Source organism: Paraburkholderia sp. PGU19, assembly GCF_013426915.1.
Lineage (GTDB): Bacteria > Pseudomonadota > Gammaproteobacteria > Burkholderiales > Burkholderiaceae > Paraburkholderia.
In genome coordinates this window covers 139073-153902 of record NZ_AP023182.1, presented here as the reverse complement: position 1 = coordinate 153902, position 14830 = coordinate 139073, and the positions used below count along the sequence as shown (strand labels likewise).

Sequence of the window (14830 nt, the reverse complement as noted above, 5' to 3'; positions counted from 1 at the left end):
ATGAAGATTCTTGTGGCAGTCAAACGAGTGGTTGACTACAACGTGAAGGTCCGTGTGAAGTCGGACAACACGGGCGTCGACATTGCGAATGTGAAGATGTCGATGAATCCGTTCGACGAAATCGCCGTCGAAAAAGCCGTGCGTCTGCGTGAAGCGGGCGTGGCGACGGAAGTGATCGCTGTGTCGGCGGGCGTGACGCAATGTCAGGAAACGCTGCGCACGGCGCTGGCGATCGGCGCGGATCGCGCGATCCTGATCGAATCGGGCGAAGATCTGCAGCCGCTGGCCGTGGCGAAACTGCTCAAGGCGCTGGTCGACAAGGAACAGCCGCAGCTGGTGATTCTCGGCAAGCAGGCCATCGACGACGATTCCAACCAGACGGGCCAGATGCTCGCTGCGCTGGCGAATCTGCCGCAAGCGACGTTTGCATCGAAGGTTGTGGTGGCGGATGGCAAGGCGACGGTGTCGCGTGAAGTGGATGGCGGCGCGGAAACATTGTCGCTCACGCTTCCGGCTGTGATCACGACCGATCTGCGCCTGAACGAGCCGCGCTACGTGACGCTGCCGAACATCATGAAGGCAAAGAAGAAGCCGCTCGAAATCGTGAAGCCCGAAGACCTGGGCGTCGATGTCACGCCGCGTCTGAAGACGCTGAAGGTCAGCGAGCCGCCGAAGCGCTCGGCTGGTGTGAAGGTGGCCGATGTGAAGACGCTGGTCGAGAAGCTGAAGACCGAAGCCAAAGTGCTTTGATCGACGGACACGCGGAGACGAATGAAATGACGATTCTGGTAATTGCTGAACACGACAACGCGGCGCTGAAGGCAGCGACGCTCAATACGGTTGCTGCCGCGCAGAAGATCGGTGGCGAGGTTCATGTGCTGGTGGCGGGCCACAACGCGCAAGGCGCGGCTGACGCTGCTGCGAAGGTGGCGGGCGTGGCGAAGGTGCTGCTCGCCGACGCGCCGCAACTGGCGGCAGGCCTCGCGGAAAACGTCGAGGCGACGGTGCTGAATATCGCGAAGGATTATTCGCACATCCTCGCGCCGGCGACGGCTTACGGCAAGAACATCGCGCCGCGTATCGCGGCGAAGCTGGACGTCGCGCAGGTCAGCGACATCACGGCGGTTGATTCGGCCGATACGTTCGAGCGTCCGATCTACGCTGGCAACGCCATCGCGATCGTGCAATCTCAAGATCCGATCAAGGTCATCACGGTGCGTTCGACGGGCTTTGACCCGGTTGCAGCGGAAGGCGGCAGCGCGTCGGTCGAAAAGATCGAAGCAGCGGCCGATACGGGCATCTCGCAGTTCGTGAGCCGCGAAGTGACGAAGCTGGATCGTCCGGAACTGACGTCGGCGCATGTCATCGTGTCGGGCGGTCGTGGTCTGGGCAGCGGCGAGAACTACACGAAAGTGCTGGAGCCGCTGGCCGACAAGCTTGGCGCGGCAATGGGCGCATCGCGCGCAGCCGTCGATGCTGGCTACGTGCCGAACGACTATCAGGTCGGTCAAACCGGCAAGATCGTTGCGCCGCAGCTTTACATCGCGGTCGGCATTTCCGGCGCGATCCAGCATCTGGCGGGCATGAAAGACTCGAAGGTGATCGTTGCCATCAACAAGGACGAAGAAGCGCCAATTTTCAGTGTCGCGGATTACGGTCTGGTTGGGGATCTATTTACGGTCGTGCCTGAACTCGTGAGCGACCTTGCTCGCTGACGACCGCTTTGCGGCATGCGCACGACTGCCATTGGGACCGCAGATCAGGTCCCTCGTAGCCGCGCCGACGGCATCACAACTGCCCATGCGCAGCTAAATCCATTCGACACGATTTGCTCTCGCCTGCCGCCCGATACGATCTGCGCATAATTTCGACCTGCGCATAGGGGGCGGCAAGTACCATTCCAACTGCAGCGAGAGATGACATTCGCGGTCGCGGCGGTGCGAATGGCAAAAGAGCAGCCATAAGCTGCCTTACCAACTGCGACACATGAACGTCAGCTCAGGCCGACGAGGAGGTAATGAGGTTTCTTCCTCTAGTGGTGCGCAAGTGCCTGCTCTTCCAGCCAGGCGCGATTATGGAGGGTCACGCACGACGCGCACCTGAGCTTGCCCCCGAAAAACGAATCTCTGTATGGCGTGTTTCAGGAGACGCCCTGAAGTCGGCGTAATCGTGCATAGCGAGCGGGGCGCCCAGAACTGCAGTGGCCTGTTTCAGGATACGTTGAAGAACTATGGCATGCTTTCGTCGATGACCCGACGCGGCGATTGTAGGGAGTGCGCGGACTGAGAGTCTGTGGGATTCGTTGAAAGTAGCGCGCATGGACGGACGACGCTTCGCCACGCGGCGCGCCGCAATGGATGAGGGGATTGATTGGATCGGCTTTTACAATGCGCGCCGATTACACTCTACGCTCGACTACGTCAGTCCCATGACATTCGAGAAGAACCGGTTCGCAACTCAGCGAGGCGAAGCCGCATAGTTCCCCCAGCTATGGGATTCGTCATTTGGTAGCCGCTTTCGCCTTGTGCCCGAGCCGTTTCAGCGGCAGACGATGAAAGTGTCGAGCCCTGAAACGCCGTAGACTATAGCGACGCGGCGATGTCGTTGCGCATCGTTCCCTGCGTGGGCCAACTGAAGAGGACCTTGGGCGGGACAGGATTCGACGAATGATCCGATCCCCGCATCCTGCATCGACGACCTGAAATTCTACGGAGCGGCCATGGGCAAGATGAACCAAAATCAGACTGTCGCGAATCAGAAGCTGGTGAGCCCGCTCAAGGGCAGCGTCGCCAAGACCAAAGCGAAGAAGAAGAAGGAATTCAAGGTCTCCGTCGATCTCACCGGCAACGTCAAGATTGTGGGGCGGCCCGACTTTAATACCCGAGCCAAAAAACTGATTCCCAAAGCTGATCAAGGGATGGATCTGGACCGCCGCCATCTGGTGCACTACGACGAGGAGATAAAGCCCTATGGCGAACTTGTCATCCAGAAAGTGGTTGCCAAGCACGGTGCCGGGACCGGTGCAGTGATCAAGGCGGCGCTGATGTCCAGAGGTTGCGCCCGACTACCCAGCAGCGACGAGGCTCTATACCAGCGCTTGATCACCGAGGTGAACAGTTCCGTCGCGAACCTCGTGCCAGACGATGCCTCCATCAACAAAGCGATCGAGATCGTTCGCGCCAACCTGCGCAAGTTGCGCCAGCAATGGGTCCACGACCCAGAGGTCCTGCGCATCTTCTCCGAGATGGACAAAAACAACTACCACCAGGCCACCGACAAGCTGAAATTTCAGGCCAGCCTCTCCCTGCTCATCACTGGTGCGTCCACCGATATCACCGCGGCCGTCCAGTTGATCAACAAGGACCTGCTCGACCTGATCAATGGCAGCCAAACTGCGCACGAGCTTTACATCTTGATCGGCGAACTCGAGAACAGCGTCACGTTTGACATCTCGCAGAAGGCCAGTCGGGAAAAAATAGCGTTCACAAACGAGTGGCGGCGTGCGCGTGAAGCACATGAGGCCAATGCCCGCAGCGGTGTCGACAACGCGGACGAAATGCTCGCGCACCTCGTTTCGCTCATCGAAAAGTATTGACGGCTTTTTTGCCATCGGGTGCTAACTATTGATCTGTGCATGTCAGGCGCGACGATGTTCAGCGCCCGCGCTTAAATCGACGGCCTTGTGCTGTGGGCGACGAATCGCTGCTGTTGTTAAGACTCGTTCATTGACAGAGCGAGCTGACATTCGCCGACGCCAGTTTGCGAAAGTCAGCAAAGCGATTAGCAGCAGCCGCACGACTCCGATCGCCGAACGTCAGCTCCGGCCGATGTTTTGTCATTGAGTTGAGATGCCGAGCGGCTGCTCGACACCCATACCGACCGTTGCCAATTTGACGACAATCGATGGTACCTGCCCAGCGGCGAGCGTCGGCTGGGAGCGCAAAGTGCAAACAAGTGCTGCCGACATATACAAGCCAACTATCGTCATGCAGTCGGCCATATGCGTGTGGGCAACGCTGTAGTGACGTCGCAGTCAATGCACTGCCAAGCATCGATCCACGGCAGACGGGGTCGCCGCAATGACACGCGTACTGGACACGAATGTCTTCAGGCATCTCGCCGTCAATCGCGAGACTGTAGTCAATGAAAAGTTCTTCGCCGGGCATGATGCCGGTGAGTGCGTGGATGAAGACTCGATCGCCCGTCTCGATCGCCTCGCAGTTGGGTGCGCACGCATGGTTCAGGAAACGGGCGCTGTTGCCGCCGCGACTGCCATCGATGACACGGCCGTCAGACAGCCCGTAACCGGCCGGCGGCGGCAGTATGCCGCCCGTGCCCATCACCGGTTCGCCGATGAAAGCGGCGATCGTATCCGCACCTTCCTTCGCGATCAGCTTCTCCAGTTCTTCGACGCAATAGTCGACGAACTGCGCATCGCTCATGCCAGCGGGGGCCTGACGATACCAATGCGGACATACCGTATGCTTGACGCGATCGATGGGCAAATCAAAGTGCTGATGGAAACTCGGCAGGCCTGTCAGGCTGCCCGTCACGATGCCAGACCCGTGATAGCCACGCTGGCCCGAAATGATCTTCTTCTTGTTCGGACGGCCTTTTACGTTGTTGTAGTACCAGACGATCTTGATCTGCGTTTCGTTCGCATCGGAACCGGACATGCATCGAGCCGGACCTGATCACGGTCGCGAAGGGCTTGACGAGCGCGTATGCGCCGCTGTCGGCCGTTATCGTCGGCGATAAGGTCTGGGATGTGATAGCTCAGGGCTCGCAGGAATTCGGCCCGATGGGGCATGGCTGGACGTACTCGTCGGCGAAGTGCGCGGCGCAGGGATGCTCGCCGCACTCGAATTCATGGCGAATAAGGAAGAGCGCCGTCCATTCGATACCGCATTGAAGGTCGGCCCGCGCGTGTCGGCCGCTGCGCTGCAATACGGACTCATTGCACGCGCGATGCCGCATGGCGACATTCTCGGCTTTGCGCCGCCGCTCGTGACGACGCGTGCCGAAGTCGATGAAATCGTCAAGTTGACCAAGGCTGCCGTGGATGAAGTGGCCTCGCAGGTCCTCAAGCAAACTGCCGTTGTTTAGCAGCGTCGGCGCTCCGTTGTAATTGGAGTAATCGAGCGAAAGACGCCCCATGTGCAACAAACGCGGGGCTACTTCGCAAATGCGTGCGCTGCATGTTATAAGCTCAAAGACAGGCTTTTCGTTCCCTGACCGGATGATTGTCTTTGGAGGCACGCATTGAAACTAATCGATAACGAGGTTGGCGGACAAGCCTGCGCTGACGGTCACGCTCATCAGGTAGACGACTCTGCCATGCCATTCAGAACGCAACAATCACCGGCCCTGCGCGCTGGGTCTTCGTTCCTGAAGCATTGACCGACGTGGACGAGCAAGAGCCGCGGTGACCGTCACGCCGTACGGTGAAGTAGACGCCTCGATGACCTTGCTGGCGGAGATGCTGAGCCGGGAGCATGAAGGTGACCAGCACGAACTGGTGAGCCTGCGGCAGCAACTCAGTCACCTGCATGCGTGCCTGTTCGACGCGTACATGGCGACACGGAAATCGTACGAAGGTGCGGATGCCGATCCCATTGGGCGGTGGTTTTGTCCAGCCGGCGATGCGAGGACCGATCCGACAGTCACCGAACAGATCGTCCGGTTCATCGACCATCATGGCGCCCGATCGGTCGTATCCGTCAATCGCATCATCGGGTGTCCACATGAGGAATGCGTCGATTATCCGGAACGCGAAACCTGCCCGCTGTGATCGTTCTGGCGCAACCGCGACCGATGGAGTGGCGAGACCATCAATTGAAAGCGGCTGGCTGATTTCGCACATGATGCTCGGGCAGGCAGGGAAACCAGGCGCACCCGACGGAGGGATGTCCTTGCGCGACACCTGGTTCAAATGTTCAAACAGACCTCGTGCGAACCAGACGGCTATGCGACCATGTTGCCATCAGCGCGTGTTCCTTGTTCTGTGGCTGATTTCGAGCCTGTGCGCTTGCGGGCGCGTCGTTGGGTCAGGCACTACAGAGGCAGCACGATCCACGCCCACAAACCTGCCCGCGCCCGCTCTACGCGCAACGCAGGTACGCGTGCCCCCACCGCCGATGGGCTGGTCATCCTGGAACAGCCTCGGTGAAGGCGTGAACCATGACGTCATCAAGGACGAAGCCGACGGGGTGGCGGCGCTGAACACACACATCACTTCGGGAGCCGGATACCGGTATGTGAACATCGACGAAGGCTGGTGGCGCTCAGGGCAGAGAGATGAAAGCGGTAATTTCATCGTCGACACGACGCAATGGCCCGGCGGAATGCAGGCCATTGCCCGTTATATCCATGGCAAGGGCCTGAAGGCGGGCATTTATATCGATGCGGGTCCGCGAGGCTGCGGCAAGCGAGCGGATGGTACGCATTTCGTCGGAAGCGACTTCGCACACTACGATCACGATTTTCTGCAATTTGCGCAATGGGGATTTGATTTCGTCAAGGTCGACTTTTGCGGGGGCGCGGCAGAAAACTACGATCCGCAGACAACCTACCGGTCGATCGCGCAAGCCATCCGACGCGCCTATTCGCAGACTGGCCAGCTGATGACGTTCAGCCTGTGCGACGGGGGCACGATCCCCACCGACAAATCGTTTCCCGACTACGGCGAAGGGCCGTGGGTGTGGGGTGCCGGGGTGGGCACGATGTGGCGAACCACACGCGACATTACACCGGACTTCGGCAGCGTCACCTATAACCTGGCCGGCAACTATCACCCGGAAGGTCAGCATACCGGCTACTACAACGACCCCGACATGATGGTCGCCGCAATGGGGATGTCCGCCGTTCACGATCAGGCGCACGTCAGCCTGTGGGCGATAGCAGGCGCGCCGATGATTCTCGGCAACGATCTGGCGAAGCCGCTCGCCGCCGACACGGCAAGCCTGCTGACGAATCCCGACGTGCTTGCGATCGATCAGGATGGATTGGGCCTGCAAGGGCTGCTGGTGGCACAGGCCGGCGGGCTGCAGGTCTGGGCGAAGCTGCTGGCCGGGGCGGGACAGCGAGCGGTCGTCCTCTTCAACAACTCGGCGACGGATGCGCCGATGGCGGTCACATGGGACGCACTCGGCTTCGCTCCGTCATCGCAGGCGACGGTGCGCGACGTGTGGGCCCGAAAAGACCTTGGTCGATTCACCGCGTCCTATACAGCGCCGGACGTGCCCGCCGGAGGCGTGACTATGCTCACGGTGAGCGGCACCGATACAGTCCCGGTAGCGTGGCAACCGGGCCCGCTGGCCGGGACAGCTGCCTACTCGCGTTGTCCAGCCTGCCCGGGCGGCGAGAAAGTTACGCGGCTCGGTACGGCGTATTTTCGCGGGAGCGCGTCGACCGCGCGTGGGGGCTTCGTCGAAATCGGCTATGTCAACGACAGGGCACAGACCGCCTACGCGCAACTCGCCATGAATGGCAAACGGCCGACCACGCTCGCTTTCCCTGCGACTGGCGGCGACGGACGGGTGGGCGCCGTTACCGTCTATGTGCCATTTCAGGCAGGGTCTAACATGCTTGCGTTGTCGAATGCGGACCCGTCGATACCCGCGCCCGACATCGGGTACGTGGTCACAGTTGGCGGGCCGGTGCCGGTCGCGTCAGCTATTTCGACAGCGCGCATTGAATGGCCCCGATCTGCTAGACTAATTTCAGGCGGCTCAGGGCTATGAGCTGGCGGTTTCCGCGTCGACGCCTCTCCGCGCTCGGTCGACGAAGGTTGCTCCCGCTTGTCAATGCCCTGAGCTTGAGCGCCCGCTTCCACGCGACGTGCACCTACGAAAGGTGCATACGAATCCCCATTGATGCACGAAAGGCTTTTCACCTGGTTCAAGGCAGCACCATCGGCCGTACGGCGGGACAGGTTCTGCATTTCTCTGGTCGCGTTCGAATTGTCCTTCCACCAGATTCACCGCTGTAAGGGGTATTCGTTCGATCATCTTTCCATGCTTGCCCGCCTAATCGGCCAGCAAGTGAGAGGGGAGGTCAAAGGGTTCTGCATCAGGCGTGAGCTGACGGGCAGGTCATCGGCCAACTCCGGCCGCTCCTGGAATTAGCCATTTGAACGTCGGTTCCTCCTCGGTTAGCCGATTGTCACACACTACTACAGAGTAGATGCGTGTTTGCCGTTCCCAATTTCAACGGCTAACTTGATCGATCGAGGTCACACCGAACCGGTCGTGGCTCCTATACTGCGGGCAAGACGATGATCGAGCTTCGCCATTGCATAACGCACGATCATCGCGCACGTACACCCACAAGCGACCGGTCTTCGTCTTGCCGTTGCCCGGTGCAAGCACGGGAACCGGTGTGTCGCCTTCAGAGTCCGACACAGCGCGTGGGCAGCCTGTGCGACGTGCCCCAATTTTGCGCTCAAGGCAGTTTGCCAAGGACACCATTCATCTCGTCAAGCGAGAATGCACGCACGGTCTGTGTGCGCACGTTCCCCAGCGCGCCGAGCGCCAGTCCAAGAGCGGCAACAGCTTCTTCGTTTTGGGCCTCGAAAAGAACCACGCCGTCGTAGGTTCCCAGGGTCCAATAGATGTCCTTCACGGTCACACCGGCCTTCTGCGCCATCTCTTTCATTGTGCCGGCTCGCTTCGTGGTGTCCTTCACTGCACGGATGCCCTGGTCCGAGAAGTTCCACAGGCTGAGATAAGTTGCCACGATATATCTCCTATTCCACAACTTGGTTGCTTGCTGCGCCAAATGCGCAGGGTGTCAATCTTTTTCCATCCCGTATTCGCCTTCGTGTCGACGTTGGTCAAAACGTGCAACATGCCCCGAATGCCCCGCATCTTTCCAGTCCATGAGATGGCTTCTTCCAAGGGGTTCAAGGCCGAACGAATTGATACCCCAGGCATCCCATCTAGTTCTGGTAGTTAAGCGTCGCCGGGTCGCTTTTCCTGAAAATCAGGAACCACGGTGACTGTAGCGGGCCGCCTGCGGCATTGGTTGGAACAAAGGGGACGCATTTCATTGTCGAGGGATTGCAGCGCCGTACCTCGCCTGTCGTCTGTGAGTCATTTCCCGTAATAGGTACATACAGATAGCCGCCTGGTCCGAAAATGATTGCCTGGGCGAAAGCTCTGGCGCCGTTTGGATTCGTTAGCACCAGCTCGTCGAGAAGCGCTCCCGTTTTGCCGTCTAGTTTGAGGACCTTGTCAGTATCGTTCGCGTTTGCACGAAAACTCGTCACCCACAAGTTGCCTGCACTGTCGAAAACCAATCCCTCCGGGCGGTGCAAGTCGGGAACAGTATTATTGGATGCAAAGACGTCAACGAACTGGTTGGTCTGGGCACTGAACCGCAAGATGTATCCCTTCAGGGGGCAAATAGCGGGTCACCCGGAATCAGACATCCTACTGATGAGACATACAAAAGACCGTCCGGTCCGAACACCACGCCCCTCGGATGAAACTCGGGCTTGAATGCTATACGGTTAAGGTTGCCCACAAAAGCACCGAAAGGGTTGTATTGCTTGACGTTGCCTTCAGCCGCACAGCTGCCTCCCTTGGTGCCAATATCCGCGACGTAGAAACGGTCCTTGGGTCCTCCGCGAACGATGCCAGTCTGTGGAAAGAACGGTGCGTTATGGTCACTGGACGCGACAAGCTTGTTTGTGAACATACCGGTTGCGCTGTCAAAGAGCAAAATCTCGCCGTTGTTGTTGGTGATGGCATTTTGGTTAAGGAGCACAAGCTGCCCGTCGCTAAAAATCATTCCCATTGGTCCATTCAGGCCTGCAGCCCCAGTAGAAACGAAAGTACCGAGATAGGCACCAGTCGATGCGTTAAACCGCTTGACGGTATTGTCTCCAAAGTCGCCAACGAACAGTTCGTCCGTAGCCGGCGGCGACGGCTGATTCACAACCTGGGCATTAACGCTCGTGTGTCCGGCTGTCCAGGCAGTCATCGAAACGACTGCGGACAGCAGCATGGAGCGAAGCACATTACGGCATTCAGCCCAGCGTCTCGCCGGGAGCGGGCGATGATGCGAACAAGCAAGAGTACATGTAATCATTTGATGCCTCCGTTCGTATTCGCTACTTGGTGTGGACAACAAAGTCATGGAACGCTGGGCTCGTCTAAGGTGCACTATCCTCCGTTTGCGGACGTCGACGACGCCGAATTGTCGACCGCGGAACCGGCGGGACCTGAGTTGTCTCCGCCACATGCGGTCAATGTCGTCGCGGCCAATATTGCAGCTGTTGCGTGCAATGCTCTCCTGAAAAATAAGACGAAGGCATTCATTTGCGGATTTCCTGGCAATAAGTTTTCCAGATGCATGCAACTCAATGCGACGGTTCGCTGGCCGCGTAACGCGTCGCTTGGCGATATCACAGCGAATTGCGCGGCGCAGGGGTTGCCGCGAACGTCAGCATCAGGGCCGTCACGGGTCATGGTCGCCGTCGCTATCGGAAAGGTCTTCCGTCTGTTCCTAAAAACAGGGCTTGTATATCAGGAATGCGTTGCTGAAGACTCGGTTCGGTGAGCGTGCGGCGCTCACGGATGCGTCACTTCCAGCCATCACCACAATGTACTCTCAGCGCTATTGGACGTTGAGATGGTAGAGCATGTTGATATTGATGATTCCGGGAAGGCTGGCGGAAAAACTCAAGGTATGCAGACCCACAGGCAACGGCTTGATCGCAATCCAATAGCCATCCGACACGGAAAGAGGTGAACGGCTGCTCGAAGCCGAAACGGTTCTCGTATAAAAGAAGAAGGTCGAGATTGGCGAAGGCGCTGTGAAAGGGAAAACAGGCGATTCAAAACGGAACTGGCTTAAAGAACCGATGCTCGTCCCATCGAGCGACACGGTCATAGTTGGAGGGGAGGATAGCGGGAACGGCGAGAATGCCGCCGTACGGAGGTCGGCGTCACTCCCATTTATTTCCAGATTGGACGTTTCATTATTGACAATAGGAACCAGAATCGGGCTTCCTGCTGGCACCGTGCAACTGCGAACGACCTGCGGTGGTGGTGACGTTTGCGTGCCAACGGCAGCCAGGAAGAAGACGGGCCCGGCTGGTTGGTTGCCGTTGTTGCAGGTGGTATTGGCAGTAGCCACGAACGGGTGGCTGTTACTAACGTTGGGGATTTGCAAATAGAATTGCCACCAAGCGGCCGACCAGTCGCCGTAGGTCATACCCAGAATAAGCTCATTGGGCGCGTAGACACGGTTGTCGGTCCCTTGCGCATAAGTGACGGGATTTGCGAATAGTATCGCGATTGTCAGAGCAATGATGCGCGCCTTCATAATTCGACTCCGTATTAAGATGTGTAGTTTCTCGATTCGTGTCGCTGGCAACCTCCCGCGCTTGTCATCCGGACGGGAAGGGTAAAAATTGTGACGAATAACCGCACAGTTCGAGGCGGAAGCTAGTGCACAGGTACGCCGGACACGTCGCATGCACCAGCGCGCTACTGACGGGGTATCGTTAGTGTGCGCTGGAAGCAGATGTCCATAGCTGCCGATTCGTATTCATTCACTACATCGCCCCGGACACCACTACAAGCTCATGATGAAGTGAGGGTGCCTTCAATATATGGGTAAAGGCTAGGGCAGCGATTGCATGATTGCAACCCACGAGGCATATAAAAGGACGGCATATGGCAGAAGGCGCTACGGAATAAGGACGCCGCGCAAGCAAGCTTATATAGACACATGCGAATAACTTTCAATGGTATTCGCAATAATCTGTTCGTTTCACGAATAGATGGCCTCTTACTGACAGCGGTCGGACTGTCTAAAGCGAACGCTGAGTTCAGTTGTTTCTGAAACTGACTTAGACGCAATACGTGTCGCAATCCTTACTAAATATATGAGGATAATGGAATCGTGTTTCTCTGATAGAGATGCGGCTATCAACTGGACAGCTACATCGCCTTGGTGCGCGGACGGCTCCGAGTTCAGAGAGCAATGATGCTTAATCGTGAACAATTGCATCGCGAAACGAAACACCGCGGGTGATTGTTACCCTGAAGCCCGTTAGTGGGTCGCCATATGACGAATCGCTTGGGCTATATAACGAAAGGCTTGGTATCTTCTCCGAGAGACGACGTATGGTTAAGTTGTGCGCCTCCCTTCTTGCGCACCGGGCTTACCGGCCCCTTGGCGGTTCTTCTGGTGCGCCTGTCTCCTCGAACGCCAATCGCGGAATTACCGCGTTACCTGTCTCTACCTGGACCCGGTGGAAGACCAAAACCAGAAATAACGGCTACCGCAACCGGGTTCCGGCAACAGGTGGAATCGCCGGCGTCTGTCCTGCATGCCGGCCGCTCACCCATTGCCTGTGTCATAGCGGCTGCAAAACTGAAACCTGATGTCGTAAAGGAGGTAAGCCATGAAGACGACGTTTCTCATGTCTGCAGCGCTCCTGGGCACACTCTCGTTAGCGAGCGCAGTGCAAGCTCAGGACACGTCAGGGCAGCAAGATGCTCAATCGGTATCGGCGTCTACCAATGCCTCTCCCGGCACATCGGCCAGCACCTCTCCGGGCACATCCGGATATGGTGGTGTATCCGGGAGCACCAGTGCGAGCGGTGGTCTGACCCGTCTGGGATGTGGGCACCTGCCACAATGCAACCCCGACAGCGGTCATTAGAGCGCAAGTTGATAGCGGGTCTTTCGCGGACTGGGCCGACTCGTTTGCGAAACCCGCCTGCTGTTGTCGATCTGAACGGCAGAGCGACAACGATTTGCGCGATGAAGCCCAAGTGGCCACGCTAACCTGCGCATTCGCCTGACACGCGCTGGTCTCGGCCCGAATCGGATGGCAACGTGCGGCCGGTGATTGGGAGAGGGGTGACTTATGGACTCTGTCATGAAGGAACTTCCTGAGACGCTACAGCGGCGACTCATGCTCCTTGTCGGCCTGAGCAAGCACGTTGGCTTCCGCCGCGACAGGATTGTTTGGCAGAAAAGTGTGCCGACGCAGCAGGCATGGCGCGTCGTACTGGCAGAGGTCAATTCAACCAATCCAGTTTTCTATTTCGGGTACCTTCCCACCGAGCCGTCGGATGAGCAGTTGGCCCAATGGGTGGACGCTTGCCTACGCGCATCTCGCGAAAGCTTCTGGGCGGTAACCCGCGTACCGTTGCAGCGCTTGCATCGCACTGGCTGAAGGTCGCTTGCCCGACCGACCGTTTCGACGCCGATGTACATCACGCGGCCGAGGGTGCCGACGAAGTACTTGGGCATTACATGTGGGAGCCGCTTTCAACCAGTTGCCGCCAATGCACGCACCTGAGGGATGGATTGGCGAAGGAATGCCGCCCTTGGCAGGCGTCCCAGGAACAAGCGGCGAAGTGGGCCTTCTCTTCTTGCGGAATTTCTTGCGCAGGCATTTGCGATTCCACGGCCTCGACCCGGAAACGGATTTCCCCGGCAGAAGGCGCGCCTAACGGCGCCTCGCAAGCGATGGCGCATGTCCTGAAGACGGCGCTTCAGACGTTTGGTGCCGGCAAGACGCTGAGCAACTTCTCAGCGGCCATGCCAATGGAGAGCAGCCGCTTATCGCTTCCAACGGGGCCGTCGAGAGCCATTCCGACGGGCAGGCCTGAGGCGGTGCGGCCAGCCCGAACTGTGACACCGGGTATGCCGGTGATGCTACCTGGGTCGGCGTTTCTGATGAACGTGCCGAACTCGTCGACCGGAGGTCCACCATTGACGCTGACGGTCGACGAACCGTTGACGAGGTCGCTGGGCACAGCGGGCAACGGCGTCATCGGTGCGAAGATGGCGTCGATTTGGTTCGACGCGAAATACGCATCGAAGAGCGCACGTATCTGCGGGCGATAGACGTTCACCGCGTCTGGGTAAGCCGCTGCCGGTTCAGCGGATCCAACGTTCGCGAATCCGCCTTTGACGTCGGGACTCGCAATCGCAGCGGAGATTTGAGCGAGCGTGATGTCGCTGCCGCCGCTGGCCGCCAGGTAACTTGGAATCTCGAGCCAGGCCTCGTGGAAGACTACGGTGAATCCAACCTTCGCGCCCAGGTCACGGATGGTCGACAAGTCGACTGAAACAAAGGTCACGCCGGCAGCCTGGAGTTTCGCCTTTGCCGCATTCATTATTTGCAGCACCTCGTTGTCCACCACGTCCCAGTACGTCGCAGGGATGCCGAAGCGAAGGCCACTCAACGATGCTGCTGTCGGCACGTCAGTGCCGGTGATGACAGCGTCGAGAAGCGCGACGTCTTCGAGGGTGCGGCCCATAGGGCCAACCGTGTCGCGGGTGTGGCTCAGCGGAAGCACCCCGGTTCCGTCATAACGACGCTCCGCCCCGCCATTGCCAACGGAGGGACGCAATCCCGCGATGCCGTTCAACGCCGCGGGGATACGAACAGAGCCGCCCGTATCTGTTCCCAGCCCTACCGGTGCCATTCGCGCGGCGATTGCGACGCCCGTCCCACCTGAAGAGCCGCCAACCATGCGGTTCGTGTCATAGGGATTGCGCGCGAAGCCAGCAACTGGCGAGAAGTTGGTGGTCGTGATGCCGAACGCGGGCGCGTGCATGTTGGCTTTGCCAAGCACGATAGCGCCCGCCGCCAGCAGTCGCTGGAGAACGACCGCGTGATTGGAGGACCGCTGCCGAATCGGCTGGTGCCCGCCGCAAGCACGCTTTCCTCTTGGGGACAAAAGATCCCGCGTCCCACATTCACACGCATCGCCTTCTATACGACAAAAGATGCTTTTGCACCCGGCGAGGGCCGCTGGCGCGCTTCGAAAACCGGTGCACTCCTTTCGGGCTGGAC

12 protein-coding genes and 4 pseudogenes are annotated in these 14830 nt (G+C 58.7%); 8 read left to right on the top strand and 8 right to left on the bottom strand.

What is annotated here, in order from left to right; all coding sequences use genetic code 11:
* The 4 genes and pseudogenes from H1204_RS41150 (at window position 1) to H1204_RS41135 (ending at window position 3595) form a co-directional block, all read left to right on the top strand.
* Entirely contained in the window at window positions 1-750 is a 750-nt protein-coding gene (locus tag H1204_RS41150; protein WP_180735848.1) for an electron transfer flavoprotein subunit beta/FixA family protein, read from the top strand.
* Window positions 751-776: 26 nt separating this feature from the next.
* Window positions 777-1715: an FAD-binding protein gene (locus tag H1204_RS41145; protein WP_180735847.1), complete on the top strand. Its 939-nt coding sequence runs from the start codon at window positions 777-779 to the stop codon at window positions 1713-1715.
* A 409-nt stretch (window positions 1716-2124) separates the two neighbouring features.
* Window positions 2125-2479, top strand: a pseudogene (locus tag H1204_RS41140) (integrase core domain-containing protein); the annotation flags it as partial.
* A 240-nt stretch (window positions 2480-2719) separates the two neighbouring features.
* Window positions 2720-3595 (top strand): hypothetical protein, encoded by an 876-nt coding sequence (locus tag H1204_RS41135; protein ID WP_180735846.1) that lies wholly within the window; start codon window positions 2720-2722, stop codon window positions 3593-3595.
* Window positions 3596-3722: 127 nt separating this feature from the next.
* On the opposite strand, the gene H1204_RS53060 is transcribed toward H1204_RS41135, so the two are convergent.
* Both H1204_RS53060 and H1204_RS53055 read right to left on the bottom strand, forming a co-directional pair.
* Window positions 3723-4280: an SET domain-containing protein-lysine N-methyltransferase gene (locus H1204_RS53060; RefSeq protein ID WP_346015805.1), complete on the bottom strand. Its 558-nt coding sequence runs from the start codon at window positions 4278-4280 to the stop codon at window positions 3723-3725.
* Window positions 4281-4301: 21 nt separating this feature from the next.
* Window positions 4302-4676 (bottom strand): annotated as a pseudogene (locus H1204_RS53055) (aminotransferase class III-fold pyridoxal phosphate-dependent enzyme); the annotation flags it as partial.
* Window positions 4677-4678: 2 nt separating this feature from the next.
* Here H1204_RS53055 and H1204_RS41125 point away from each other — a divergent pair.
* The 3 genes and pseudogenes from H1204_RS41125 to H1204_RS41115 form a co-directional block, all read left to right on the top strand.
* Window positions 4679-5106 (top strand): annotated as a pseudogene (locus H1204_RS41125) (aspartate aminotransferase family protein); the annotation flags it as partial.
* Between the two features lie 319 nt (window positions 5107-5425).
* Window positions 5426-5791 carry a hypothetical protein gene (locus tag H1204_RS41120; RefSeq protein ID WP_180735219.1) on the top strand — a complete coding sequence of 122 codons (366 nt, stop codon included), beginning with the start codon at window positions 5426-5428 and terminating at the stop codon, window positions 5789-5791.
* Window positions 5792-6122: 331 nt separating this feature from the next.
* Window positions 6123-7742 (top strand): alpha-galactosidase, encoded by a 1620-nt coding sequence (locus tag H1204_RS41115; RefSeq protein WP_243469074.1) that lies wholly within the window; start codon window positions 6123-6125, stop codon window positions 7740-7742.
* A 561-nt stretch (window positions 7743-8303) separates the two neighbouring features.
* Here H1204_RS41115 and H1204_RS41110 read toward each other — a convergent pair.
* The 5 genes and pseudogenes from H1204_RS41110 to H1204_RS41090 form a co-directional block, all read right to left on the bottom strand.
* Window positions 8304-8384, bottom strand: a pseudogene (locus tag H1204_RS41110) (transposase); the annotation flags it as partial.
* A 58-nt stretch (window positions 8385-8442) separates the two neighbouring features.
* Window positions 8443-8736, bottom strand: coding sequence for a GYD domain-containing protein (locus H1204_RS41105; RefSeq protein WP_180735844.1), 294 nt, complete (start codon window positions 8734-8736; stop codon window positions 8443-8445).
* A gap of 202 nt (window positions 8737-8938) precedes the next feature.
* Window positions 8939-9382 carry a hypothetical protein gene (locus H1204_RS41100; protein WP_180735843.1) on the bottom strand — a complete coding sequence of 148 codons (444 nt, stop codon included), beginning with the start codon at window positions 9380-9382 and terminating at the stop codon, window positions 8939-8941.
* Window positions 9383-9393: 11 nt separating this feature from the next.
* A complete protein-coding gene (locus H1204_RS41095; protein ID WP_180735842.1) occupies window positions 9394-10008 on the bottom strand; it encodes a hypothetical protein in 615 nt (204 codons plus the stop codon).
* Between the two features lie 612 nt (window positions 10009-10620).
* Window positions 10621-11331 (bottom strand): hypothetical protein, encoded by a 711-nt coding sequence (locus H1204_RS41090; RefSeq protein WP_180735841.1) that lies wholly within the window; start codon window positions 11329-11331, stop codon window positions 10621-10623.
* Window positions 11332-12898: 1567 nt separating this feature from the next.
* On the opposite strand from H1204_RS41090, the gene H1204_RS41085 reads away from it, so the two are divergent.
* Entirely contained in the window at window positions 12899-13198 is a 300-nt protein-coding gene (locus tag H1204_RS41085; protein WP_180735840.1) for a hypothetical protein, read from the top strand.
* A 322-nt stretch (window positions 13199-13520) separates the two neighbouring features.
* Here H1204_RS41085 and H1204_RS41080 read toward each other — a convergent pair whose 3' ends face one another.
* Window positions 13521-14714, bottom strand: coding sequence for an amidase family protein (locus tag H1204_RS41080; protein WP_180735839.1), 1194 nt, complete (start codon window positions 14712-14714; stop codon window positions 13521-13523).
* Window positions 14715-14830: the final 116 nt, after the last annotated feature.